19 protein-coding genes and 1 pseudogene are annotated in these 24,072 nt (G+C 72.5%); 12 read left to right on the top strand and 8 right to left on the bottom strand.

Going from position 1 to position 24,072, the window contains the following annotated elements; all coding sequences use genetic code 11:
* Positions 1 to 172: 172 nt before the first annotated feature.
* Both GTY56_RS02170 and GTY56_RS02175 read right to left on the bottom strand, forming a co-directional pair.
* On the bottom strand, positions 173 to 940 hold the full coding sequence (locus GTY56_RS02170; protein WP_202509626.1) for a hypothetical protein: 768 nt from the start codon (positions 938 to 940) through the stop codon (positions 173 to 175).
* Between the two features lie 164 nt (positions 941 to 1,104).
* A complete protein-coding gene (locus tag GTY56_RS02175; protein WP_161361892.1) occupies positions 1,105 to 2,778 on the bottom strand; it encodes a PucR family transcriptional regulator in 1,674 nt (557 codons plus the stop codon).
* 306 nt (positions 2,779 to 3,084) lie between these two features.
* On the opposite strand from GTY56_RS02175, the gene GTY56_RS02180 reads away from it, so the two are divergent.
* The 5 genes from GTY56_RS02180 (at position 3,085) to GTY56_RS02200 (ending at position 9,714) form a co-directional block, all read left to right on the top strand.
* Positions 3,085 to 3,975: an FAD binding domain-containing protein gene (locus tag GTY56_RS02180; protein ID WP_161361894.1), complete on the top strand. Its 891-nt coding sequence runs from the start codon at positions 3,085 to 3,087 to the stop codon at positions 3,973 to 3,975.
* Positions 3,975 to 4,556, top strand: a complete 582-nt coding sequence (locus tag GTY56_RS02185; RefSeq protein WP_161361896.1) for a (2Fe-2S)-binding protein — start codon at positions 3,975 to 3,977, stop codon at positions 4,554 to 4,556. The genes GTY56_RS02180 and GTY56_RS02185 overlap by 1 nt, the downstream gene beginning before the upstream one ends.
* Positions 4,557 to 4,558: 2 nt before the next feature.
* Positions 4,559 to 6,958 (top strand): xanthine dehydrogenase family protein molybdopterin-binding subunit, encoded by a 2,400-nt coding sequence (locus GTY56_RS02190; protein ID WP_161361898.1) that lies wholly within the window; start codon positions 4,559 to 4,561, stop codon positions 6,956 to 6,958.
* A 110-nt stretch (positions 6,959 to 7,068) separates the two neighbouring features.
* Positions 7,069 to 8,526, top strand: a complete 1,458-nt coding sequence (locus GTY56_RS02195; protein WP_161361900.1) for an NCS2 family permease — start codon at positions 7,069 to 7,071, stop codon at positions 8,524 to 8,526.
* Positions 8,527 to 8,562: 36 nt separating this feature from the next.
* Positions 8,563 to 9,714, top strand: coding sequence for an XdhC family protein (locus GTY56_RS02200; RefSeq protein WP_161361902.1), 1,152 nt, complete (start codon positions 8,563 to 8,565; stop codon positions 9,712 to 9,714).
* 34 nt (positions 9,715 to 9,748) lie between these two features.
* Here the strand turns inward: GTY56_RS02200 and GTY56_RS02205 are convergent, their stop codons facing one another.
* Together GTY56_RS02205 and GTY56_RS02210 are read right to left on the bottom strand one after the other, a co-directional pair.
* Positions 9,749 to 10,189: an SRPBCC family protein gene (locus GTY56_RS02205; RefSeq protein WP_161361904.1), complete on the bottom strand. Its 441-nt coding sequence runs from the start codon at positions 10,187 to 10,189 to the stop codon at positions 9,749 to 9,751.
* 28 nt (positions 10,190 to 10,217) lie between these two features.
* Positions 10,218 to 11,006: a polysaccharide deacetylase family protein gene (locus GTY56_RS02210; protein ID WP_524540065.1), complete on the bottom strand. Its 789-nt coding sequence runs from the start codon at positions 11,004 to 11,006 to the stop codon at positions 10,218 to 10,220.
* A gap of 146 nt (positions 11,007 to 11,152) precedes the next feature.
* On the opposite strand from GTY56_RS02210, the gene GTY56_RS02215 reads away from it, so the two are divergent.
* From GTY56_RS02215 to GTY56_RS02225, 3 genes are all read left to right on the top strand, one after another.
* Positions 11,153 to 12,154: a glycosyltransferase family 2 protein gene (locus GTY56_RS02215; RefSeq protein WP_161361905.1), complete on the top strand. Its 1,002-nt coding sequence runs from the start codon at positions 11,153 to 11,155 to the stop codon at positions 12,152 to 12,154.
* Positions 12,151 to 12,750: an HAD-IIIA family hydrolase gene (locus GTY56_RS02220; RefSeq protein ID WP_161361907.1), complete on the top strand. Its 600-nt coding sequence runs from the start codon at positions 12,151 to 12,153 to the stop codon at positions 12,748 to 12,750. Before GTY56_RS02215 ends, GTY56_RS02220 begins: the two co-directional genes overlap by 4 nt.
* 545 nt (positions 12,751 to 13,295) lie before the next feature.
* On the top strand, positions 13,296 to 14,276 hold the full coding sequence (locus GTY56_RS02225) for a glycosyltransferase family 9 protein (protein ID WP_161361909.1): 981 nt from the start codon (positions 13,296 to 13,298) through the stop codon (positions 14,274 to 14,276).
* Positions 14,277 to 14,284: 8 nt separating this feature from the next.
* Here GTY56_RS02225 and GTY56_RS02230 read toward each other — a convergent pair whose 3' ends face one another.
* The 3 genes and pseudogenes from GTY56_RS02230 to GTY56_RS02240 form a co-directional block, all read right to left on the bottom strand.
* Positions 14,285 to 14,605, bottom strand: coding sequence for a DUF3040 domain-containing protein (locus GTY56_RS02230; protein ID WP_161361911.1), 321 nt, complete (start codon positions 14,603 to 14,605; stop codon positions 14,285 to 14,287).
* A 105-nt stretch (positions 14,606 to 14,710) separates the two neighbouring features.
* A complete protein-coding gene (locus GTY56_RS02235; protein WP_161361914.1) occupies positions 14,711 to 15,637 on the bottom strand; it encodes a polysaccharide pyruvyl transferase family protein in 927 nt (308 codons plus the stop codon).
* 61 nt (positions 15,638 to 15,698) lie between these two features.
* Positions 15,699 to 17,104 (bottom strand): annotated as a pseudogene (locus GTY56_RS02240) (family 43 glycosylhydrolase).
* A 672-nt stretch (positions 17,105 to 17,776) separates the two neighbouring features.
* Here GTY56_RS02240 and GTY56_RS02245 point away from each other — a divergent pair.
* Together GTY56_RS02245 and GTY56_RS02250 are read left to right on the top strand one after the other, a co-directional pair.
* Positions 17,777 to 18,637, top strand: coding sequence for a helix-turn-helix domain-containing protein (locus GTY56_RS02245; protein WP_161361915.1), 861 nt, complete (start codon positions 17,777 to 17,779; stop codon positions 18,635 to 18,637).
* A gap of 61 nt (positions 18,638 to 18,698) precedes the next feature.
* Complete coding sequence (locus GTY56_RS02250) at positions 18,699 to 19,151, top strand: VOC family protein (RefSeq protein WP_161361918.1); 453 nt, start codon at positions 18,699 to 18,701, stop codon at positions 19,149 to 19,151.
* A 9-nt stretch (positions 19,152 to 19,160) separates the two neighbouring features.
* Here GTY56_RS02250 and GTY56_RS02255 read toward each other — a convergent pair whose 3' ends face one another.
* Positions 19,161 to 20,690 (bottom strand): MFS transporter, encoded by a 1,530-nt coding sequence (locus tag GTY56_RS02255; RefSeq protein WP_161361967.1) that lies wholly within the window; start codon positions 20,688 to 20,690, stop codon positions 19,161 to 19,163.
* Positions 20,691 to 20,989: 299 nt separating this feature from the next.
* Between GTY56_RS02255 and GTY56_RS02260 the strand changes: the two genes are divergently transcribed.
* Together GTY56_RS02260 and pntB are read left to right on the top strand one after the other, a co-directional pair.
* Positions 20,990 to 22,546: a Re/Si-specific NAD(P)(+) transhydrogenase subunit alpha gene (locus GTY56_RS02260; RefSeq protein ID WP_161361920.1), complete on the top strand. Its 1,557-nt coding sequence runs from the start codon at positions 20,990 to 20,992 to the stop codon at positions 22,544 to 22,546.
* A gap of 6 nt (positions 22,547 to 22,552) precedes the next feature.
* On the top strand, positions 22,553 to 23,983 hold the full coding sequence (gene pntB, locus GTY56_RS02265) for a Re/Si-specific NAD(P)(+) transhydrogenase subunit beta (protein WP_161361922.1): 1,431 nt from the start codon (positions 22,553 to 22,555) through the stop codon (positions 23,981 to 23,983).
* The last annotated feature ends 89 nt before the right edge of the window (positions 23,984 to 24,072 follow it).

Below are 24,072 nucleotides of genomic sequence, written 5' to 3' on the forward strand. Positions count from 1 at the left end.
GACACGGCCCCTTCTCGCCGTACGCGGGTGCGGGCGCGCTCTGCCCCCGCCGCGGGCATGCGCGCCGCCCCAGCTGCGGGCATGCGTGCACGGGTGGGCGCAGCGGCACCCCGCTCCGCCGGGTTGCGGAACGCCCCGGCCCCAGCGGCAGCGCCGAGTACCCCGCACCCCCTCAAGCCGTCGCAGCCGGCGGCACCGGCGGAGCCAACTGGCGGGACAGCCACGTCGGTACGCCCCCGAGCAGCCGGAACAACCGCCGGGCCTCCTCCCGCAGCCGGGATGCCTCCGGCTCCGTCTCGGTGTCGGCGAGGGACACCAGCGCCGGAGCGGTGCCGACGAGATAGCCCAGCTCCTCCCGGATCCGCAGCGACTCCGCGAAACCGTGCCGCGCCTCCGCCAACTCCCCTTCCCGCAGGGCGAGTCCGGCCATATGGCGCCAAGTGAACGACAGCAGCAGCGGGTCGGAGTGCGCCGTCGCGCCCGCATGGGCGCGGCGGTACGCCGCGCGGGCGGCCTGGGGCGCGCTCGTCAGGTTCTCCGCCAGGAGCCCGCGCCGGAAGTCCAGCAGAGCCCGCGCCGGAGCCCCCGGAGGGACCAGCGCCGCCGCCCGCCCGAGCGCGGCCCTCGCCTCGTCGGCCCGGTCCCGCACCGCGAGCAGCGTCGCCGCGTAGGCCAAGTAACCGCGTTCACAAGCGGCCGCGCCGCGTTCGTCGTCGCTGTGGGCCATCGCCTCGGCCGTGCGCAGCGCGTCCTCGGCCTCCTCCCAGCCCTGCTCGGTGTACAGACACCGTTCCACCAGCAACGACGCGCGTTGCAGCGCCGCCGCCGGTGTGGTCGGCGGCAGCAGGGCGGCCGCGTCGGCCCAGCATCCGCGGGAGCGCAGCCGCCATACCGCGGTCTGGAGGGGATCGTCACCGGCGGTCGTTCCGTAACCAGACATGGCGGTATGCGCCACGTTGCCCTCCCCGAGCACGCCATCGAGCTGTTGAGTGGTGGCGGCATCTCAGCACGAATCGGCGGGCCGGGCCAAGAGGGTGGGTGAAGGATTTCACAAAGTCGTGGGACTCGGGGGCGTCCCGGGTTTGGGCCGGGACGCCCCGTGTTTCAGCTCATGCGCAGGGCCAGGAAGAAATCCAGCTTGTCCTCCAGCCGCGACAGATCACGGCTCGTCAACTGCTCGATCCGGCCGACCCGGTAGCGCAGTGTGTTGACGTGCAGGTGCAGACGGGCGGCGCAGCGGGTCCAGGAGCCGTCACAGTCGAGGAAGGCCTCCAGGGTCGGGATCAGCTCGGCGCGGTGGCGGCGGTCGTAGTCGCGCAGCGGGTCCAGGAGGCGGGCGGTGAAGGCCCGGCGGACGTCGTCCGGGACGAAGGGCAGCAGCAGGACGTGGGAGGCCAGTTCCTGGTGGCCGGCCGCGCAGACCCGGCCCGGGCGGGCCGCGGCGACGCGCCGGGCGTGGCGGGCCTCCTCCAGCGCGCCGCGCAGGCCTTCCGCCGAGTGGACGGCCGCGCTGACACCGAGAGTGAGCCGGCCGTCGTCGTCGAGGCCCGCCGTGAGGGGGTCCCGTACCGATCCCAGGAGGGTGTCCGCGAGGACGCCCGCCTCCGTGCCGTCGTGCTCCGTGGAGACGGCCGGGAGGGGCACGAGGGCGATGGCCTCGCTGCCGGTGTGGGCCACGGCGATGCGGTCGGAGTGCTCAGGGCCGGCGACCGCGGGGTCGACGAGGACCTCTTCGAGCAGGGCCTGGGCGACCGGGCCGCCCTCGATCTCCCCGCCCTCCCAGTCCACCCGGGCCACGACCACCTGCCAGTGCGGCGCGGCGCCCAGGCCGGGCAGCAGCACCGGGGCGGCCACCCGCAGCCGGGCGGCGATCTCGGCGGGGGCCGCGCCCGTCTGGACCAGTTCCAGGACCTCCTGGGCCAGGCGGCGGCGGACCGTGCGGGCCGCGTCGCGGCGGTCCCGCTCGACCGCGATCAGCTGGGTGACGCCGTAGAGCAGGTCCAGGCGCTCCTCGGGCCAGTCCCCGGCGTCCGCCTCGACGGCCAGCAGCCAGTCCGACAGGACGGTCTCGCGGACGTCCCGGGCGGGCTGCGGGGAGCGGCCCGTCGAGCGGACGGGGAACAGGGAGTACGTCGTGGCCCCCAGCACGACGCGGTGGGGGCCGCGGCGGCCCGTGCGGGTGGCGGCCAGGTGTTCTCCGGCGAGCCGGGCGCACGTCTCGGCCGGCAGGGCGGGGCCCGCCGACTTCGAGCCGGCGATCAGGCGGCCGGTGGGGGAGAGGACCCAGGCCCGCAGGTCCAGGTCCGTGCCCAGCAGGTCCAGGACCACGTCGGGGCCGCCGCCGGCCGGGCCCGAGGTCATCATCCGGCGGTGGCGGTCGACGACCGCCGCGAGGTCCCCGGCGCGTTCACCGGACACCTGCCGTACGACGTGCTCGGTGATGGTCGCGAACGCCACCGACTCGTGCACCGCGAAGAGCGGAAGGCGGTGCCGGGCGCAGGCCACGACCAGGTCCTCGGGGACGTCCCCGAGCTCGGCCTCGCCCGCGGCGAGGGCCGTCACGCCCGCCTGCACCAGGATCCGGACGAACGGCTCCGAGTCGTTCTCGTCCCGGCGCCAGGCCAGGCCCGTGAGCACCAGTTCGCCGCCCGCGAGGTAGCGGCTGGGGTCGCGGAGGTCGGTGGTCATCACACCCCGCACGGTGCGGTCCAGCTCGTCCTCGCCGCCGAGCAGCTTGAGGCCCAGCGCGTCGGTGTCCAGCAGTGCGCGCAGCCGCATTCTCGTCGCCGCCGATCTTTGTCTCGAAATCAAACCCTGCCCCGGCTGTGTTCCAGGTCACGCGGTTGTGTCGCGCGTTTCCACAGGAGAACGAGGAGGTTTCTGAGGGCCTCTGTTCATACGAATCTACAAGATGCCTGTCCTGGCCAGCCAACTCCTTCATGGTTTCCGTGACTGACTCAGTCGGAGCACCCCCCTGTGTACTGAGGCCACGACGCGTCAACAGCACATGAACGAGCCGGGACCGCCGCACACGGATTGGCTCAAACCGAACGCCCCACGAGAAGACGAAGAAGAGAGCCGGTCATGGACTTCCTTCGCCCCGCCAGCTGGGAGGAGGCGCTCGCCGCGAAAGCCGAGCACCCCACAGCTGTGCCGATTGCGGGTGGCACCGACGTGATGGTCGAGATCAACTTCGACCACCGCCGGCCCGAGTACCTCCTGGACCTGAACCGCATCGGCGACCTCGGCGAGTGGGAGGTCGGCGAGGAGAGCGTGCGGCTGGGTGCCTCCGTGCCGTACACCAAGATCATGGAGAACCTGCGCTCCGAGCTGCCGGGTCTCGCCCTCGCCTCGCACACGGTCGCCTCCCCGCAGATCCGCAACCGCGGCGGCGTCGGCGGCAACCTCGGCACCGCCTCCCCGGCCGGCGACGCCCATCCCGCGCTGCTCGCGGCGGGCGCCGAGGTGGAGGTCGAGTCGGTGCGCGGCTCGCGCCGCATCCCGATCGACGCGTTCTACACGGGCGTGAAGCGCAACGCGCTGGCCGCCGACGAGCTGATCCGTGCCGTGCACGTGAAGAAGGCCGACGGGCCGCAGCAGTTCTCCAAGGTGGGCACCAGGAACGCGATGGTCATCGCCGTGTGCGCCTTCGGGCTCGCGCTGCACCCCGGGACGCGGACCGTGCGGACCGGGATCGGCTCGGCCGCCCCGACTCCCGTCCGGGCCAAGGCCGCCGAGGAGTTCCTGAACGCCGCGCTGGAGGAGGGCGGCTTCTGGGACAACGGCCGGATCATCACCCCGTCGGTCGCCAAGCAGTTCGCGGACCTGTGCTCCGCCGCCTGCAACCCGATCGACGACGTCCGCGGCACCGCGAGCTACCGCCGCCACGCGGTCGGCGTCATGGCCCGCCGCACGCTGACCTGGACCTGGGAGTCCTACCGCGGCGCCCGCCGCACCACCGAGGGAGCTGCCTGATGCGCGTCAACTTCACGGTCAACGGCCGTCAGCAGGAAGCCGACGACGTGTGGGAGGGCGAGTCCCTGCTGTACGTCCTGCGGGAGCGGCTCGGGCTGCCGGGGTCGAAGAACGCCTGCGAGCAGGGCGAGTGCGGCTCGTGCACGGTCCGTCTGGACGGGGTGCCGGTGTGCTCGTGCCTGGTCGCCGCCGGACAGGTGGAGGGCCGGGAGGTCGTCACCGTCGAGGGGCTCGCCGACTACGCCAAGCAGCGCGCCGAGGGCGGCTGCGCCTCCGGCGCCTGCGGTACGCCGTTGCAGAGCGCCCAGGAATGGGAAGCCGGGGGCACCGACTCGCAGACCGGCGAGGGCACCGAGCTCTCCCCGATCCAGCAGGCGTTCATCGACGCCGGCGCCGTGCAGTGCGGCTTCTGCACCCCCGGTCTGCTGGTCGCCGCCGACGAGATGCTGGAGCGCAACCCGACCCCGACCGACGCGGACATCCGCGAGGCGCTGTCGGGCAACCTGTGCCGCTGCACCGGCTACGAGAAGATCATGGACGCGGTCCGCCTCGCGGCCGCCCGGCAGTCAGAGGCGGTCTGATCATGGCTTCCCCCAGCGGAACCCCCACGAAGATCACCCAGGGCTCCCAGACCAAGGGCGGCATCGGTGAGTCCACGCTCCGCCCCGACGGCACCCTCAAGGTCACCGGCGAGTTCGCGTACTCGTCCGACATGTGGCACGAGGACATGCTGTGGGGGCAGATCCTCCGCTCGACCGTCGCACACGCCGAGATCGTGTCCCTCGACACGAGCGAGGCCCTGGCCATGCCGGGCGTCTACGCCGTACTGACGTACGACGACCTGCCCACCGACGTGAAGAACTACGGCCTGGAGATCCAGGACACCCCGGTCCTCGCCCACGGCAAGGTCCGCCACCACGGCGAGCCGGTCGCGCTCGTCGCCGCCGACCACCCGGAGACGGCCCGCCGGGCCGCCGCGAAGATCAAGGTCGACTACCGCGAGCTGCCCGTCATCACCGACGAGGCCTCCGCGACCGCCCCGGACGCGCTCCTCGTCCACGAGAACCGCGACGACCACCACGCCGGCCACGTCCCGCACCCCAACATCGTCCACCGCCAGCCGATCGTCCGCGGCGATGTGGCGGCGGCGCGCGAGCGGGCCGACGTGATCGTCACGGGCGAGTACACCTTCGGCATGCAGGACCAGGCCTTCCTCGGCCCCGAATCCGGCCTCGCCGTGCCGGAGGAGGACGGCGGCGTCCACCTCTACATCGCCACCCAGTGGCTGCACAGCGACCTGCGCCAGATCGCGCCCGTGCTCGGCCTGCCCGAGGACAAGGTGCGCATGACGCTGTCCGGCGTCGGCGGCGCGTTCGGCGGCCGCGAGGACCTGTCGATGCAGATCCACGCCTGCCTGCTCGCCCTGCGCACCGGCAAGCCCGTCAAGATCGTCTACAACCGTTTCGAGTCCTTCTTCGGGCACGTCCACCGCCACCCCGCCAAGCTCCACTACGAGCACGGAGCCACCAAGGACGGCAAGCTCACCCACCTGAAGTGCCGGATCGTCCTGGACGGCGGCGCCTACGCCTCCGCCTCCCCGGCCGTCGTCGGCAACGCCTCCTCCCTGTCCGTCGGCCCGTACGTGGTCGAGGACGTCGACATCGAGGCCATCGCCCTCTACACCAACAACCCGCCCTGCGGCGCGATGCGCGGCTTCGGCGCGGTCCAGGCGTGCTTCGCCTACGAGGCGCAGATGGACAAGCTCGCCGCGAAGCTCGGCATGGACCCGGTGGAGTTCCGCCGGCTCAACGCCATGGAGCAGGGCACGCTCCTGCCCACCGGTCAGCCGGTCGACTCCCCGGCCCCCGTCGCCGAACTGCTGCGCCGCGTCAAGGCGATGCCGATGCCGCCGGAGCGCCAGTGGGAATCCAGCGAGGGCGCCGACGTACGGCAGCTGCCGGGCGGCCTGTCCAACACCACGCACGGCGAGGGCGTCGTCCGCGGGGTCGGCTACGCGGTCGGCATCAAGAACGTCGGCTTCTCCGAGGGCTTCGACGACTACTCCACCGCCAAGGTGCGCATGGAGGTCGTCGCCGGCGAGCCGGTCGCCACCGTGCACACGGCGATGGCGGAGGTCGGCCAGGGCGGCGTCACCGTCCACGCCCAGATCGCCCGCACCGAGCTGGGCGTCACTCAGGTGACCATCCACCCGGCCGACACCCAGGTGGGCAGCGCCGGTTCGACATCGGCCTCGCGGCAGACGTACGTCACCGGCGGCGCGGTGAAGAACTCCTGCGAGCTGGTCCGCGAGAAGGTCCTGGAGATCGGCCGCCGCAAGTTCGGCTCCTACCACCCGGCCTGGGCGACGGCCGAACTGCTCCTGGAGGGCGGCAAGGTCGTCACCGACGGCGGCGAGGTCCTCTCCGACCTGGTCGACGTCCTGGAGGACGAGACCGTCGAGGTCGAGGCGGAGTGGCGGCACCGGCCGACCGAGCCCTTCGACCTGCGCACCGGCCAGGGCAACGGGCATGTGCAGTACTCCTTCGCCGCCCACCGGGCCGTCGTCGAGGTCGACACCGAGCTCGGCCTGGTCAAGGTCATCGAACTGGCCTGTGCCCAGGACGTCGGCAAGGCGCTGAACCCGCTGTCGGTGCTCGGCCAGATCCAGGGCGGCACCACCCAGGGCCTGGGCGTGGCGGTCATGGAGGAGATCGTCGTCGACCCGAAGACGGCGAAGGTCAAGAACCCGTCCTTCACCGACTACCTGATCCCGACCATCCTCGACACGCCGACCATCCCGGTCGACGTGCTCGAACTCGCCGACGAGCACGCCCCGTACGGGCTGCGCGGCATCGGCGAGGCACCCACCCTGTCGTCGACCCCGGCCGTCCTCGCGGCGATCCGGAACGCGACCGGGCTCGAACTGAACCGGACTCCGGTGAGGCCCGAGCACCTGACGGGTACCCAGCTCTTCGAGGGCTGAGCAGTCACGATCCCCCTGGGGGTTCGCCCCCCCAGGTCCCTTGTTCGTCTCGGGCCGTCCCCCGGGTCGTGAACATCCCAACCCCCTTTGAAACTTGGGAGACGGCACCCATGACCCAGCAATCACTGGAGCCGAGGGCCACAGCCGAGGACGCGGGTGAAGGCACCCGCGTCCCGGCCGGACGGTCCTGGCTCGACCGGTACTTCCACATATCCCACAGAGGGTCGACGGTCGCCCGTGAAGTGCGCGGCGGCATCACGACCTTCATGGCGATGGCGTACATCCTGCTGCTCAACCCCCTGATCCTGTCCGGCAAGGACGCCGCCGGGGACACGCTCGCCCAGCCGGCCCTGATCACCGCGACCGCGTTCGCGGCGGCCTTCACCACCCTGCTGATGGGCTTCGTCGGCAAGGTGCCCCTGGCCCTCGCCGCCGGCCTGTCCGTCTCCGGGGTCCTCGCCTCCCAGGTCGCGCCGGAGATGACCTGGCCGCAGGCGATGGGCATGTGCGTGATGTACGGCGTGGTCATCATGCTGCTCGTGGTCACCGGCCTGCGCGAGATGATCATGAACGCGATCCCGCTCGCGCTCAAGCACGGCATCACCATGGGCATCGGCCTGTTCATCGCCCTCATCGGCTTCTACAAGTCCGGCTTCGTGCACCAGGGCGAGGCCACCCCCCTCGCGCTGGGCCCGGCGGGTGAACTGGCCGGCTGGCCCGTCCTGCTCTTCGCCGGCACCCTGCTGCTGATCTTCATGCTCCAGGCCCGGAACACCCCGGGCGCCATCCTCATCGGCATCGTCGGCGGCACGGTCGTCGCGGCGATCCTGAACGCGGCCGGCGTCATCGATCCCAAGCAGTGGGCGGGCGGCGCACCCGAACTGCACGGCAGCGCCGTCTCCATGCCCGACTTCTCGCTCTTCGGGGACGTGAAGTTCGGCGGCTGGGGCGAGGTCGGCGCGATGACCGTCGGCATGATCGTCTTCACCCTGGTGCTCGCCGGGTTCTTCGACGCGATGGCCACCATCATCGGCGTCGGCACCGAGGCCGGGCTCGCCGACGACAAGGGCCGCATGCCGGGCCTGTCCAAGGCTCTGTTCATCGACGGGGCCGGCGGCGCGGTCGGAGGCGTGTCCGGCGGTTCCGGCCAGACGGTGTTCATCGAGTCGGCGACGGGTGTCGGAGAGGGCGCCCGCACGGGCCTGGCCTCCGTGGTCACCGGCCTGTTCTTCGCGGCCTGCCTGTTCTTCACCCCGCTCACCGCGATCGTGCCGCAGGAGGTCGCGTCCGCCGCCCTCGTCGTCATCGGCGCCATGATGCTGATGAACGCCCGGCACGTGGACTGGGCCGACCGGGCCACCGCCGTCCCGGTGTTCCTCACGGTCGTGCTGATGCCGTTCACGTACACCATCACCACCGGTGTCGCCGCGGGTGTCATCTCCTACACGGCCATCAAGACCGCCCAGGGCAAGTGGCGCGAGATCGGCGCCTTCATGTGGATCCTCACGGCGGTGTTCGTCGTCTACTTCGCCCTCAACCCCATCGAGAGCTGGCTGGGCGTCCACTGACGCCCGCCTCCCCGCGACGCAAGGAGACCGAGACAGATGCTGGACATCGCCGAGGAGCTGAACCGGTGGGTCGAGCAGGGCCGTGACTTCGCCGTGGCCACCGTGGTGGCCGTCGGCGGCAGCGCGCCCCGGCAACCCGGCGCCGCGCTCGCGGTGGACGCCGACGGCACGGCGATCGGCTCGGTCTCCGGCGGCTGCGTGGAGGGAGCGGTCTACGACCTGTGCGAGCAGGCGCTGCGGGACGGCGAGACCGTCCTGGAGCGCTTCGGATACAGCGACGACGACGCCTTCGCCGTGGGCCTGACCTGCGGCGGCGTCATCGACATCCTGGTCACCCCGGTACGGGCCGCCGATCCGGTCCGCCCGGTGGTCGCGTCCGCGCTCACCGCCGCCGCCCGAGGGGAGCCGGCGGCGGTGGCACGGATCGTGTCGGGCCCGCCCGAACTGACGGGCCGGGCCCTGCTGGTCCGCCCCGACGGTTCCCACGACGGCGGCTTCGGCGCCCATCCGGAACTGGACCGCACGGTCGCCGCCGAGGCCGGCGCCTTCCTGGACGCGGGCCGCACCGGCACCCTGGAGATCGGCGAGCGGGGCTCGCGCTGCGGAGCACCCCTCACGGTCCTGGTCGAGTCCTCGGTCCCCGCACCCCGCATGATCGTGTTCGGCGCGATCGACTTCGCCGCCGCCCTGGTCCGCGTCGGCAAGTTCCTGGGCCACCACGTCACCGTGTGCGACGCCCGTCCCGTCTTCGCGACCCGGACGCGCTTCCCGGAGGCCGACGAGATCGTCGTCGAGTGGCCCCATCGCTACCTGGAGCGCACGGAGGTCGACGCCCGCACGGTCCTGTGCGTGCTGACCCACGACGCCAAGTTCGACGTGCCCCTGCTGAAGCTGGCGCTGCGCCTTCCGGTGGCGTACGTCGGTGCCATGGGCTCGCGGCGCACCCACCTGGACCGCAACACCCGCCTGCGGGAAGTCGGTGTCACGGAGCTGGAGTTGAGCCGCCTGCACTCACCGATCGGCCTGGACCTCGGTGCCCGTACGCCGGAGGAGACGGCCCTGTCCATCGCGGCGGAGATCGTGGCCGCGCGGCGGGGCGGCAGCGGGGTCTCCCTGACCGGGGCGCACACGCCGATCCACCACGAGCCGGGGTCGGCGGCCATGGGCCGGATCGGGTCGGTCGCCTGAGCCCCGGCCGGGAACCTCTGGGCCCGCGGGTGCCTCAGGCCTGCCGGAGCAGACGGTTCAGGGCCCGCCCGAACACATACTGCGACGAGCGCCGCACCACCGCGTCGAAGGCCGACGGCACGAACCGGACCCGGATCTCCTCCCGCCACACCACGTGGGAACGCCCTCCCGGCCCCGGCCGCACCTCCAGCTCAGCCCATCCGAGGACGACCCGCCCCCGCTTCTCCAGCCGGCACAACCCGGTGCCCCCGTCCGCAGGCGGCTGCCACACCGTCACCTCCATCGGGTCGTCGAAGGCCAGCACCCCGACGCCCGAGCGGGCCACGACGAGCGTGCCCTCGCGTGTCGGCCCGGGCGGCACGACCCCGACCACCGTCAGCGGCACCGCGTCACCGTGCCGCTGCCACCGGGTGATCCGCCGCCACGCCTCGTCGAGGGGGAGCGGAACGGTGCGTTCGATCAGGAAGTTCGCCACTCCCCGATCGTAGGGAACCCGCGGGGCGTCACCGGTACACCTCGCCCGGCTCCGCCTTACCCGGCGCGAGGAGCTGAGGCACCGTCACGAAGACGAAGCCGCGTTCCTTGAGCGCGTCGATGATGCCCGGTACCGCCGGCACCGTGCCGTCGTAGAGGTCGTGGAGGAGGATGATGCCGTCCCGGGAGGACTGGGCGAGGACACGGCGGGTGATCAGGTCGGAGTCGGTCGTCTTGTAGTCCTTCGCCGTCACGCTCCACAGCACCTCGGCGAGGCCGAGTTCGCGGCAGATGGCGTGCACGGTGTCGTCGGTGCGGCCCTGCGGCGGGCGCATCAGGGTCGGGCGCCGGCCGGTGAGGCGTTCTATCTCCTCGTTGGACCGTTCCAGTTCCTCACGTATCTCCTCGGGTCTCAGCTCGGTCAGGATCTTGTGGTCCCAGGTGTGGCTGGCCACCTCGTGCCCCTCGTCGGCCATGCGCCGCACCAGCTCCGGGTACTTCTCGATGTGCCGCTTCCCGAGGAGGAAGAAGGTCGCCGGGACCTGCTTCTCCTTCAGGATGTCCAGCAGCCGCGCGGAGTGCTCGCTCGGTCCGGCGTCGAAGGTGAGTGCGATGCACTTGACCTCACGGCAGTCGACGGCGCCGAAGCGGGCCGGCTGCATGTCCGTGGCAGGGCGGGCCCGGACGGCGCTGGGAGCCGTGGTGTCGGTTCCCGTGCAGCCGGTCAGGGCGAGGGTGAGGGCGGCGGTCACCGCGAGCGTTCCGGCCGTTCGGAACGCGGTCCCCGTTTTCGTCATCTTCTTGGTCAGAGAAGGCATGCCGGGACTATATATCGCGTGTATACACGCGATATATAGTCGCCGAGGCGTGCCCGGAAGGCCCTGACCTGGTGTTTGAGGGAGCCGTACCGCGGCACTCGCCAGCACGGTAGTCCGCGCACGCCGCAGGAGGGAGGGCCGCACGCATGACCCCGTACGCCGTCGTGATCCCCACCCTCGTTCCGGACACCCTCTCCGACTGTCTCGCCGCGCTCGCCGCGGCGACCGGACCGCGCCCCGAGGAGATCGTCCTCGTCGACGACCGGACCGACCCCGAACCCGGCCCGCTGGAGCACCCGTTGACCGTCCTCGGCGACCTGCGGGAGCGGACCGTCGTGCTGGGCGGCGGCGGTCGTGGGCCCGCCGCCGCCCGCAACACCGGACTGCGCGCCGTGCACACACCCTGGACCGTGTTCCTCGACGACGACGTCCAGGTCGGGGCCCGCTGGTGCGAGCAGCTGGCCGAGGACCTCGCCGAGGCCTCCCAGGACACCGCGGGCGTCCAAGGCGTCCTCGCCGTGCCGCTGCCCGGCGGACGCCGTCCCACCGACTGGGAACGCGGCACCGCGGAACTCGTCCGGGCCCACTGGGTCACCGCCGACATGGCCTACCGCACGGAGGTCCTGCGGCAGGTCGGCGGCTTCGACGAACGCTTCCGGCGCGCCTTCCGCGAGGACGCCGACCTGGCGCTGCGCGTCCTCGACTCGGGCCGGCGCATCCGGCAGGGCCGCCGCACCACCCGTCACCCCGTGGGCTCAGCGTCCCGCTGGGCGTCCGTGCGCCGGCAACGCGGCAACGCCGACGACGCCCTGATGCGGCATCTGCACGGCCCCAACTGGTGGGACAAGGCCGTCGCACCGCGCGGCCGGATCCGCACCCACGCGGCCATCACGACCGCCGGGGTCGCGGCCTGCGCCCTCGCCGCCGCCGGGCACGGCCGGGCCGCGACGGCCTGCGCGCTCGGCTGGGCGGCCGGCACGGCGGAGTTCGCCCGGGCCCGTATCGTCCCCGGGCCGCGCACCCGCCACGAGGTGACGACGATGCTCGCCACCAGCGTGCTCATTCCGCCCACCGCGACCTGGCACCGGCTGGCAGGTGCCTGGCGCCACCGTCACACCCCCGCCTGGCAGGAGGAGGCCACCCCGTGAGCCCGGTGAAGGCCGTGCTGTTCGACCGCGACGGCACACTCGTCGACGACCTCCCGGACACCGCCGATCCCGACCGCGTACGCCCGGTCGACGGCGCCCGCGAGGCGCTCGCCCTGCTGCGCGAGCACGGCATCCGCACCGGCGTCGTCACCGACCAGCCCGGCGTCGCCCGGGGGCTGCTCAGTGACGCCGACGTCCGACGCGTCAACCACCGCGTCGACGAACTCCTCGGTCCCTTCGACGTGTTCGCCGTCTGCCCGCACGGCCCTGACGACGGCTGCCACTGCCGCAGGCCACAGCCCGGCATGCTGCTGTGGGCGGGCGGACGGATCTGCACCGGGCCCGCCGAACTCGTCGTCATCGGCTCCACCGCCGCCGACGCGGAAGCCGCGCGCCGCGCGGGCGCCCACGGCATCCTCGTCCCGAACGGCCGCACGCGCCCCGAGGAGACCGCACGGGCGGACCACATCGCCCCGGACCTGCTCACCGCCGTACGCGCGGTTCTGGACGAACCGCCCCGGGGCCGCGTCCTCGCCGACGAACGCCCCATCCAGGAGGCGTTCACCTCCGGCCCGGAGCCGGACGGGCATCGGTGACGGCTGCTGACGCAGGGGGCTGCCGGCCGCGGTGACCCGGTGGGACACCACTGCACGGACGGCGTCCGTTGCTGACGTCGCTTCAGGTGCCCGCGGCCGTGGGGCGGGCGGGGCGGGCGGGAGTCGGTACGGGACCGGTGCAGGGGGTGCTCAGTGACTCCCGCCTTCCGGGCCGCAGTCGCGGATCGGGCGGGCGGGCGGCCGTGCGGTGCGATGCGGGCCGTGGTCGGCATCGCCCGGGCGCAGGCGTACTGGGCGGTCCCCGGTCCGCCCGCCGCGGTGCGGACCGGGCGGGTGCCCGCGTAGCCACGCCCGGCGGCTGCGTCACCCTCACTGCCCGGCCACAGAGGCGCCGCCCGGATTGTCCGGCGCGCGGGGTGATGGCCGGTACATGGCCGGTACCGCACGGTGTTGTTTCCCCGGCCCAGCCGCGGCAGCCGGTGCGCACGAGGCCGGTTCCTCCGGCCCGGCGGCAGCCAGGGCCCGTGCACCCGATGGGCGGGTCTGCGGCGGCGGATGCCGCAGGTGCGCGGCAGGCTGCTGGCATGACGACCCCGGACCAAACAGCGCATCCCGTACGACCCCGCCTCCTCGTCCTGCGCGCCCTCGGGCTCGGGGACCTCCTCGCCGGCGTCCCCGCGCTGCGCGCCCTGCGGCGGGCCCACCCGGGGCACGAACTCGTGCTGGCCGCCCCCGCCCAACTCGCGCCGGTCGCGGAGGCGACGGGGGCCGTGGACCGGCTGCTGCCCGCCTCGGCGCCGGGCCGGGCCGTCCCGCGCACCCTGGACTGGACCGGCCCGCCCCCGGACATCGCCGTCGACCTGCACGGCAACGGCCCGCCCAGCCACCGGCTGCTGCTGGGCCTGCGGCCGCTCACACTGCTGGCCTTCGCCCACCCGGACCTGCCCGGCGTCGACGGCCCGCCCTGGTACCCGGAGGAGCACGAACGTGACCGCTGGTGCCGGCTGCTGCGGGCGTACGGCATCGACGCCGACCCGGGTGATCTGCTGCTGCCCCGCCCGCGGACCGCGTCCCCGGCCCCCGGCGCGGTCGTCCTGCACCCCGGTGCCGGGGCGCCCGCGCGCTGCTGGCCCGTCGAGCGGTACGCCGCCGTCGCGGCCGAACTGCGCGGCCGGGGCCTGCGGGTCGTGGTCACCGGCGGCCCGGCCGAGGGCGACCTGGTGGCCAGGCTCGCCAAGCAGACCGGCCTGCCGGACACGGACGTGTTCGACGGCGGCCTGCCCTTCGGACGACTGTCCGCTCTCGTGGCCGACGCCCACGCCGTGATCAGCGGCGACACCGGCATCGCCCACCTCGCGGTCGCCCACGGCACACGCTCGGTCACCCTCTTCGGCCCGGTCGCGCCCAGCCGCTGGGGCCCTCCGCCCGACCCGCGTCACCGCGCCCTGTGGTACGGCCCGGAGGGCGACCCGCACGGCCGCCGGCCCGACCCGGCCCTCCTGCGCGTCACCGTCGAGGACGTCCTCCGAGCGGTCGGTGAACTACCTGTTGCCCCGCGGCCGTAGGGCCGTGCTCAGCCGTCGCAGCACCGGCACATCAGCCGGAAGGCGGCGAACATCGTCAGGGGCCATATCGCTGCGAACGCCCAGATCACACCCGGCTCGGACGTGACGATGCCGGTCACCATGAGCCCGACCGAGACCGCGAGCAGGACCACGACGGTCCAGACGCGGGGGCGGTAGGCGGCCAGTCGGGCCAGGACGCGGGCGGGGTCGGGACGGCGGCTCACTCGGTGGGTGCGCAGCTTGCGGTCGAGGCGACGGTCGCGGCGCAGAGCGCGTTCCATCTCGTCGAGGATGCGCTGCTCGTTCTCGGGAAGTCGGCCGATGGACACGCTCTCTCCTTCCGGGCGGCCGGACCGTCTCTCCACCCGGGGGGACGTGCGGCGGGGGAAGTACAGCGGGGGACGTACAAGCGGGTGCCCCGTGGTGGCCTCCGGCTAACCGGGCACCGGCCGTGCCAGCGCCTCGACGAGCCGGTCCGCGCTGTCCGGCACGGAGCCCTCGCGGAACCCGTCGCGGATCTGCCGCGCGGTCACCCGGCCGCCGGTCAGGCACCAGTCCCACCAGCGGTCCAACTGCCGCACGTCCAGCTGCTCGGCGGGCACCAGCGCGGGCCAGCCGCAGGCCCGGGCCTGCGCGGTCAGCTTGGCGCCGCCCGCGACCGGGTCGACGGCCAGCACCGGCGTGCCCACCCGCAGCGCGATCACCAGCCCGTGCAGCCGGTCGGTGACGACGAGGTCCAGCCGGGCGAGTACGGACTGCAGTTGTGCGGGCGTCGCGCTCAGGTGCCAGTCGTGCGTGTCCAGCCGGGTCTCCAGCTCCAGGCGTCCGCAGTCCTTGGTGGCCAGCCAGCGCGTCACCTCCTCGGCGACCTGCCCGTGCCGCCGCAGCTGCCCGTACTCGTGCTGCCCGTGCGCGAGGATCACCCCGACGACGGGCCGCGCCGGCACGTCCGGGGCGCGGGCCGCGAGGTCCTCCACCGGCTCGCTGTCCGGCCCGTCCCGGGGCAGCACCCGGTGGAAGCCGGTCACGGCCGCGCTGCCGGGGTCGATCACCGAGGTTCCCACGGCGATCCGCACGCAGTGCGCGAAGCGCCGGTGCAGCTCCTCCACCTGCGGTCCGTGCAGCGGGCCGCACACGAACACGAGGTGGGTGTAGTCCTCGGGCCACAGCCGGTCCAGATGCAGTGCCTCCGGACGGAAACGGGGACTCCAGGCGACGTCGTAGGGGATGCCCGTCCCCCGGAGCACGTCCTCCACCCGGCGCAGGGCCAGCACGTCCCCGGCGGTCGCCTCCCTGTCCCGGAAGCTGAACCAGCCGGTGAGCAGCACCCTGCGCGGTCGCTTGCCCTGTTGTGTCTGCACAGGCCCTGAGTGCCCGCCTCTCGGCAAGACATTCAGGGCATTACGCGCATTTACCGTGTCGTCACTGGGTGTAGAAGGTGGCGTCCGCCCGGTCGGTGGCGGTGCTCACCGCCTGCACGTTCAGCAGGTACTCCCAGTGGCGGACGTATCGCCCCGGGTAGTTGTACGACTCGTACGACATGCCCGCCGGGTCCGCGAGTCCCGCGCGCTGCCGGAAGGTCGCGTCGGACGCGAACTGCGCACTGCCGTCGTTCTTGCGCAGCCACACTTCCGAGTTCTCGTGCCGCAGGTAGTAGCCGGGGAAGTTGGCCGACTCCAGTGAGACCGTGCCGCTGCCCGCGAGGCCCGGCACGACGCGGAACTGCGAGTCGGCGAGCTTGGTGACGTTCGCCTCGATCCGGGCCCGGTAGTCGTAGTGCCGGACGAACCGGTCCGGGAAGTTGTACGAGGAGAAGCGCTGCGGGGTGACGCCGTCGGCCACCGGGATGCCGAAGTTCGGGGTGCCGTCGGCGTTCCAGTAGACCTTCTGCACACGGGTGCGGCGGTTGGGGTCGTTGAGCGGGTCGCCGCTGATGTCCTTGTAGCTGCGGTCGTGGTAGACGAGGATGTCGCTCTTCCCGTCCTCGGAGACGGTGAAGGAGTTGTGGCCCGGGCCGTACTGGCTGGTCGCGGCGCTGCTGGCGAACACCGGGGTGGGGCTCTTGGCCCAGGACGCCCGGCTGAGCAGATCCGCCCCGGCGGAGGCGGTGAGCATGCCCAGGCAGTAGTTGGCGTCGGTGGCGCTCGCGGAGTACGTCATGAACACCTTGCCGCCCCGCTGGATCACGGCCGGGCCCTCGTTGACCTTGTAACCGACGGTCTCCCAGGAGTAGGTGGGCCGCGACAGCATCACCGGGGTGCCGGTGATCGTCCAGGGGTTGGCCATCTTCGCGAGGTAGATGTCGGTGTTGTTGTTCACCGACGGGTCCCGCTGCGCCCACGCCAGGTAGCGCACGCCGTTCACGACGAAGGTGGTGGCGTCCAGGGAGAAGCTCTCCCACTGGGTCCTGATCTGACCCTTCTCGGTCCAGGTGGCGGTGAGCGGGTTGGCGCCGGAGCCCTCCAGGACGTACATCCGGATCGCCCACACGTCGTTGGTGGCGCCCGCTGCGAAGTACACGTACCACTTGCCGTCGATGAAGTGGATCTCCGGCGCCCAGATGTGGGCGCCCATCACGCCGCTCGCGTGCTTCGTCCAGATGGTCGTCTCGGGCGCCGTCTTCAGGCCCTGGATGGTGGTGTCGCCCGGCGCAGCACGATGCGGTCGTACTCGGGGACGGTCGCGGTGAAGTAGTAGTAGCCGTCGGTGTGTCTGACGATGTGCGGGTCGGCCCGCCTCTCCGCGATCGGGTTCGTGTAGGTGACGGCGGGGGAGTCGGGCACGGCGGCCCGGGCGGGCGCTGACGCGAGGCAGGTGGCGAAGGCCATGAGGGCGGCCAGGAGCAGCCGAACGGCTATGCGTCTCAAGGAGGTTCTCCAGCGGGTGATCGGGGTGGGAACGAGCCGCGTCTGTCCGTGATTTCGAACATGGTTCGTCAATTCGGCCAAGAAGTGGTCAGAAGATAAGGGCGCCTCTCACCGACGTCAACGGTTCGCGCAGGCGTGACGCACGAGGGCTCCTAAGGCCCCGACCCGGGCAGCGGAGTGCCGAACCGCCGCCGGGGGCCCGGGCACGCGGCCGACGAGGCCCGGCGCAAGGCCGCCAAGGTGTCCGCGGTGTCGGTGGTTCCCTCAGCCGGGCGGCCGTTGTTCCGCGACGGCGACCGGGCCACCGTGGTCACAAGACCGCGATGGGCGGCTCCCGCAGCCCGAGCAGCCGGCCGGCCGCCTCGGCCGCACCCCGCTTGTCGCCCGCCGCAGTGGGACCACCGGGTCGTCGTCGAGTTGAAGGAGAACCCGCAGGCACACGCCGCTCCGCACGCGGGCGATCCGGCGGTGGCCGAGGTTCAACAGATGCCGCGTGCCGTGCAGGGCGCCCCGCGCACACCACGCTCCCGCCGGTCGGCAAGCCCGTCGAGGGCGGGGTGCTGGAGCCGGACCGGGCGGTGTGGCCGCCGATGCGGCTCCCGCACCGGCGTCGTCCGGCCGTACGCTGGACCCATGACCCGTCCGGCCCGTCCGGCTCCCGCGGCGGAGCAGGCGCCGGCCCCGCTCACCGTCCGGCCGTCGGCAGCGGCCCTGGCGCCGCTGATCGGCGCGATGGGCTACGCCGAGGTGCGGTTCGCGCACACCGCCGAGCTGGCCCTGCCGACGGGCGGGGCCCAGCTGCTGGTCAACCTCGACGGGGACGCCCTGTCCTCCTCCCCGCTGCGGGGCCCGGACCGGCGAACCGGGGGCGCTGCCCTGCACGGTCCGTACACGCAGCCGGCCCTGATCGACCCGGCGCAGCAGCGGGCCGTCGTCTGGGTGGCGTTCCGGCCCGCCGGCGCCCACCCCTTCCTCACCGCCCCGGTCTCCGCGGTCCGCGACGACCTGGTCGGCCTCGACGAGCTGTGGGGCAGGGACGGCGCGGTGCTGCGCGAGCGGCTGCTGGAGGCCATGGCAGCCGGGGGGCCACGGGCCGGGCTGAGGGAGCTGGAGGCGGCCCTGCTGGCCCGGGCGCGACGCCCCCTGGAACCCGACCCGGCGGTCCGCCTCGCCTCCGTGCTGCTCGACCGCGGAACGCCCGTCGCCGAGGTCGCCGACCGGCTGGGCTGGACCGCCCGGCGGCTGGCCCGCCGCTGCACCGACCAGCTGGGACTCGCGCCCAAGCGGTACGCCCGCCTGCGCCGTTTCCAGCGGCTCCTCGGCCGCGTCAACGCCGGGTCGCGGCCGCTGGACTGGGCGGTACTCGCCGCCGACTGCGGCTACCACGACCAGGCGCACCTGATCCACGAGTTCCGCGCGCTGGCCGGCATCACCCCGACCGCGTACGCGCCGCGCTCGCCGCTCGAACGCAATCACGTCCCGCTGGCCGGGTGAACGGCCCCGGGCCGGCCGATTTCTACAATCCACGATCCCCGCACCCGGCGATCGTGAGGGCATGACACACACATCCGCACAGCAGACCGTCACCCGGCTCTACGCCCGGCTCGTCGTCCCCGACGCGGCCCGGGCGATCGACTTCTACCGGACCGCGCTCGGCGCCGAGGAGACCGAGCGGTACACCGGCCCCGACGGGAGGATCGTGCACGCCCTGCTGCGGCTCGGCGGGTCGGTGATCGCGGTGAAGGACGCCGACGAGGCCGACCCGGCACCGGCGTCCCTCGGCGGCAGCCCGGTGATCATGGCCCTCGACGTGTCCGACGCCGACGCCGTGGCCGAGGCCATGCTGCGGGGCGGGGCCACCGTGGTGTACCCCGTCGCCGACCAGCACTACGGGCAGCGCGGGGGCGGTCTCGCCGACCCGTTCGGCCATCTCTGGATGATCTCCCGGACGATCGAGGACCTGACGCCCGAGCAGATCCAGGCGCGGACGGACGAGTTGTCCACCTGACGCGCGGCGTCAGCGGGCCTGCCCGGCCGGTTCCTCCACCGTGGCGTTCGCGTCCACCCTTCCGCCCGGGTGGCGCAGCGCGCACAGGTAGCCGATGCCCAGGGCGATGGCCATGCCGTAGAACACCCACTGGTTGGCCTCGGCGAAGTCCATGCGGATCGCGGACATCGACTCCCGGGTCGCCTCGGCGGCGGGGCCGGTGCCGGGGGGCGGCCGGGAGTCGCCGCTGCCGGTGATCGACTCGGTGACGTCGCGGGCCACCGTGTCCGCGTCCGCCGCCGACATGCCCTTGCCCGTCAGGGTGCCCACCACCTTGTCCGTCGTCACATGGGTCAGGACCGTTCCGTAGACGGCCAGGCCGACGCTCGCCGCGTAGTTGCGCACGGTCTGGGTGATGCCGGTGACCTCGCCGTACGAGGCGCCGATGGCCCGGTTGACGGCGTCCGTGGAGGCAGGTGCCAGGACGAAGCCGATACCGGCCCCGGCCAGAGCCGCGTAGGGCCACTGGTCGTGCATGGACAGGTCGGTCAGCTTGTTCGCCCACAGGGCGAAGCCGACGCAGCCCACGGCCGTGCCCAGCTTCAGGGCCGGGCGGGCGCCCTTCTTGTCGAGGATCCGGCCGCCCCACTGCGAGGCGATGGCGAAACCGACGAAGAAGTACAGCAGGAACAGCGCCGCCTGGTTCGGCGAGGCGCTCAGGGACACCTGGGCGTAGACGGAGGTGAAGAAGAACAGCGGCACGAAGGCGAGCATCGAGAAGAACAGCACCGCCGCGTCCATGGTGAACGCCCTGTCCCGGAAGACCCGCAGGTCGATCAGCGGATGCTCGACCTTCCGCTCGAAACGGAGGAATCCGGCGAGGATCGCGAGGCCGCCCCCGATGCACACCCAGGTCGCCCAGCTGTCCCAGCCCCAGGAGAAGGCCTGCTGGAAACCGAGCACGCTCAGACCCATGCCGGCCGCGATCAGGGCAGCGCCCGGGACGTCCAGGGTGCCGGAGCGCCGCCGGTCGGGGATGTGCGCCATGGCCGTCAGGACCAGCGCCACGATCGCCACGGGCACGTTGACCCAGAACACCGCCCGCCAGGTCCAGTTCGTGAGCCAGCCGCCCAGCAGCGGACCGATGGCGGTCAGCGCCCCGGTGACCCCGAAGAACAGCGCGAGAGCACGCCCGCGCCGTTCGACCGGGAACACCGCCACCACCACGGCCAGGGCCGCGGGGAACAGCAGTGCCGCCCCCAGCCCCTGGGTGGCGCGGAAGATGATCAGCCAGGCCTGGGCGGCGCCCCCCTCGGGCACACAGCCGCACAGCACCGATGACACGACGAACACCAGCGTGCCGATGACGACGACCCGGCGCGGCCCGTAGAGGTCGGCGAGGCGCCCGCCGAGCGCGAAGAACGCCGCGAGGGACAGCAGATAGGCGTTGACCACCCACTGCATACCGGAGGACGACAGCCCCAGTTCGCGGACGATGTCCGGGGCCGCGATCGACACGATGGTCTGGTCGATGAAGGTCATCGCGACCGCGAACATCATCGCCGCCAGCGCGACGGTCTGCTGCGGTCCGGATCGAGAGGGGGCCGCGGACTCGCCGCGCCCCGGGCGCGTGCTGCTCACGACATCAGTCTGCGCCCGGCGATGGCCTGGTGCATCACAGGACTCTTCCGTCCCGGGAGTCACACTGATAGCGCCGAAACGCTCTCTCGGCAACCCCTCGGCGGTGTGAGGACGGCCTCCTCGGCCATGTGACCACGGCCCGCCACGGATGCCGCGTCGAACGTGCAGGATGCGGGCACCAAGGAGGACAGGCAGTCGAACGACGGGAGAGGCACACGATGGTCCCAGCGGAACCGCAACCCCAGCGGATCGGCATACCGGCCGAATCCACTGCGGGCGAGACCAGGGTGGCGGCCACGCCGGCCACCGTGGGGAGACTTGTCGCGCTCGGGTACGACGTGGTGGTCGAACCGGGAGCGGGAGCCTCGTCCCGCTTCTCCGACGCGGCCTACGAGGAGGCGGGCGCCGAACTCGGCGACCCGTGGCAGGCCGAGATCGTGCTCAAGGTCAACGCCCCCTCCAGCGAGGAGACCGGCCGGCTGCGCGAAGGGGCGACACTGATCGCCCTCATCAGCCCCGCCCTCAACCCGGAGCTGGTCGAGGAACTGGCGCGGCGGCCGATCACCGTGCTCGCCATGGACGCCGTACCGCGCATCTCGCGCGCCCAGTCCCTGGACGTCCTCAGCTCGATGGCGAACATCGCCGGGTACCGGGCCGTGGTTGAGGCCGCGCATGCCTTCGGCCGGTTCTTCACCGGCCAGGTGACAGCCGCGGGCAAGGTGCCGCCCGCGAAGGTGCTGGTGGCCGGCGCCGGCGTGGCCGGGCTGGCGGCGATCGGTGCGGCCCGCAGTCTGGGTGCTGTGGTCCGCGCGACGGACCCCCGGCCGGAGGTCGCCGAGCAGGTGCGCTCGCTGGGCGGGGAGTTCCTGACGGTGACCGCCGAACAGGAGGTCAGCACCGACGGTTACGCCAAGGCCACGTCGGAGGACTACAACCGGCTCGCCGCGCAGCTCTACGCCGAGCAGGCCGCCGACGTGGACATCATCATCACCACGGCGCTCATCCCGGGCCGTCCGGCCCCGCGGCTGATCACCGCCGAGGACGTCGCGCGCATGAAGCCAGGCAGCGTGATCGTCGACATGGCTGCCGCGCAGGGCGGCAACGTCGAGGGCACGGTCGCCGGGAAGGCCGTCGTCACCGACAACGACGTGACGATCATCGGCTACACCGATCTGCCGGGCCGGCTCCCCGCGCAGGCCTCGCAGCTGTACGGCACGAACATCGTCAACCTGATGAAGCTGCTCACCCCGGGCAAGGACGGCCGGCTCGTCCTCGACTTCGACGACGTGGTGCAGCGGTCGATGACCGTGGTCCGCGAGGGCGAGAAGACCTGGCCGCCGCCCCCGGTCCAGGTCTCCGCCGCACCCGCCCCGGGCCCGGCGAAGGAGCCGGAGCCGGCCCCTGCCGAGGCACCGGCCAAGACCGCCCGCCCGGCCTGGGCCTCCTACGCCCTGGTCGGCGCCGGAGCGCTCGCGCTGTTCCTGGTGACTGCCTTCTCTCCGAGTGAACTGCTGGGCCACTTCACGGTGTTCGTGCTGGCGATCGTCATCGGCTTCTACGTCATCGGCAATGTGCACCATGCGCTGCACACCCCGCTGATGTCGGTGACCAACGCCATCTCCGGCATCGTCGTGGTCGGCGCGCTGCTACAGATCGGGCAGGGCGACACCGCCGTGACCGTGCTGTCGTTCGCCGCGATCCTGCTGGCGAGTATCAACATCTTCGGCGGATTCGCCGTGACCCGCCGCATGCTCGGCATGTTCTCGAAGGGCTGATCAGGGATGACCACAGACACGGCCGCTCAGGCCGCCTACGTCGTCGCGGCGCTGCTGTTCATCCTCAGCCTCGCCGGCCTCTCCCAGCACAAGACGTCCCGTTCGGGAGTCGTCTGGGGCATCGCGGGCATGGTCGTGGCCCTGGCCGCCACGGTCGGGCTCGCCTCGCGCAGCATCACCACCACCGGGCTGGTGCTGATCGCCCTCGCCACCGCACTGGGCGCGGGCATCGGCCTGTGGCGGGCCCGGGTGGTGGAGATGACCGGCATGCCCGAGCTGATCGCCATCATGCACAGCCTCGTCGGTCTGGCGGCCGCGTTCGTCGGTTGGAACGGCTACCTCGACGTCGACGCCGAACTGTCCGGCTCGCTGCTGGCCATCCACCACGCCGAGGTGTTCATCGGGGTGTTCATCGGCGCCGTCACCTTCACGGGTTCCGTCGTCGCGTACCTGAAGCTCTCGGCGCGCATCAACTCCCGTCCGCTCACGCTGCCCGGCAAGCACGTCCTCAACATCGGCGCACTCGTGGCCTTCGTGGGGCTCACGGCGGCGTTCGTCGTACGCCCCGGCATGGGCCTGCTCATCGCGGTCACCGTGATCGCACTCGCCCTCGGCGCGCACCTGGTCGCCTCGATCGGCGGCGGTGACATGCCGGTCGTCGTCTCCATGCTGAACAGCTACTCCGGCTGGGCCGCCGCGGCGTCGGGGTTCCTGCTGGCCAACAACCTGCTCATCGTCACCGGCGCGCTGGTCGGCTCCTCCGGCGCCTACCTGTCGTACATCATGTGCAAGGCGATGAACCGGTCCTTCATCTCCGTCATCGCCGGTGGTTTCGGGACGCCGGCGGCAGCGGCCGAGGAAGGCGAGCAGGGCGAGCACCGGGAGATCAACGCCGAGGAGACCGCGGATCTCCTCGGCAACGCCACCTCGGTGATCATCACGCCGGGCTACGGCATGGCGGTGGCGCAGGCGCAGTACCCGGTGGCCGAACTGGCGCGCAAGCTGCGCGAGCGGGGCGTGGAGGTGCGCTTCGGCATCCACCCCGTCGCCGGGCGGCTGCCCGGGCACATGAACGTGCTGCTGGCCGAGGCGAACGTCCCGTACGACATCGTCCTGGAGATGGACGAGATCAACGACGACTTCGCCGCGACCTCGGTCGTGCTGGTCATCGGTGCCAACGACACGGTCAACCCGGCCGCCACCGACAACCCCTCCAGCCCCATCGCGGGGATGCCGGTGCTGCACGTGTGGGAATCGGCCAACGTGATCGTCTTCAAGCGGTCCATGGCCGCCGGGTACGCGGGCGTGCAGAACCCGCTCTTCTTCCGCGAGAACACCCAGATGCTCTTCGGTGACGCCAAGCAGCGCGTCGAGGACATCCTGCGCGGCCTCGACGCCCTGGACGCACCGGTTCCGGAGATGGCCGGCTCGCGCTGAGCGCGGTGCCCCGCCGGTACGGGCCGGCGGGGCACGAGGTGCGGGGATGCGGCCGACGACGTATCGGCGTTGACTGATGGGGAGGCACC

The sequence above is a fragment of the Streptomyces sp. SID5643 genome (assembly GCF_009872555.1).
GTDB classification, from domain to species: domain Bacteria; phylum Actinomycetota; class Actinomycetes; order Streptomycetales; family Streptomycetaceae; genus Streptomyces; species Streptomyces iakyrus.

What these genes read in the sequence shown, in the direction of transcription:
- GTY56_RS02210 (WP_524540065.1), bottom strand. Translation starts at nt 11,006, where the DNA reads ATGCCTTCTCTGACCAAGAAGATGACGAAAACGGGGACCGCGTTCCGA.
- GTY56_RS02255 (WP_161361967.1), bottom strand. Translation starts at nt 20,690, where the DNA reads ATGATGTTCGCGGTCGCGATGACCTTCATCGACCAGACCATCGTGTCG.
- GTY56_RS02180 (WP_161361894.1), top strand. Translation starts at nt 3,085, where the DNA reads ATGGACTTCCTTCGCCCCGCCAGCTGGGAGGAGGCGCTCGCCGCGAAA.
- GTY56_RS02175 (WP_161361892.1), bottom strand. Translation starts at nt 2,778, where the DNA reads ATGCGGCTGCGCGCACTGCTGGACACCGACGCGCTGGGCCTCAAGCTG.
- pntB (WP_161361922.1), top strand. Translation starts at nt 22,553, where the DNA reads ATGACCACAGACACGGCCGCTCAGGCCGCCTACGTCGTCGCGGCGCTG.
- GTY56_RS02245 (WP_161361915.1), top strand. Translation starts at nt 17,777, where the DNA reads ATGACCCGTCCGGCCCGTCCGGCTCCCGCGGCGGAGCAGGCGCCGGCC.
- GTY56_RS02260 (WP_161361920.1), top strand. Translation starts at nt 20,990, where the DNA reads ATGGTCCCAGCGGAACCGCAACCCCAGCGGATCGGCATACCGGCCGAA.
- GTY56_RS02200 (WP_161361902.1), top strand. Translation starts at nt 8,563, where the DNA reads ATGCTGGACATCGCCGAGGAGCTGAACCGGTGGGTCGAGCAGGGCCGT.
- GTY56_RS02195 (WP_161361900.1), top strand. Translation starts at nt 7,069, where the DNA reads ATGACCCAGCAATCACTGGAGCCGAGGGCCACAGCCGAGGACGCGGGT.
- GTY56_RS02190 (WP_161361898.1), top strand. Translation starts at nt 4,559, where the DNA reads ATGGCTTCCCCCAGCGGAACCCCCACGAAGATCACCCAGGGCTCCCAG.
- GTY56_RS02185 (WP_161361896.1), top strand. Translation starts at nt 3,975, where the DNA reads ATGCGCGTCAACTTCACGGTCAACGGCCGTCAGCAGGAAGCCGACGAC.
- GTY56_RS02250 (WP_161361918.1), top strand. Translation starts at nt 18,699, where the DNA reads ATGACACACACATCCGCACAGCAGACCGTCACCCGGCTCTACGCCCGG.
- GTY56_RS02225 (WP_161361909.1), top strand. Translation starts at nt 13,296, where the DNA reads ATGACGACCCCGGACCAAACAGCGCATCCCGTACGACCCCGCCTCCTC.
- GTY56_RS02215 (WP_161361905.1), top strand. Translation starts at nt 11,153, where the DNA reads ATGACCCCGTACGCCGTCGTGATCCCCACCCTCGTTCCGGACACCCTC.
- GTY56_RS02170 (WP_202509626.1), bottom strand. Translation starts at nt 940, where the DNA reads ATGTCTGGTTACGGAACGACCGCCGGTGACGATCCCCTCCAGACCGCG.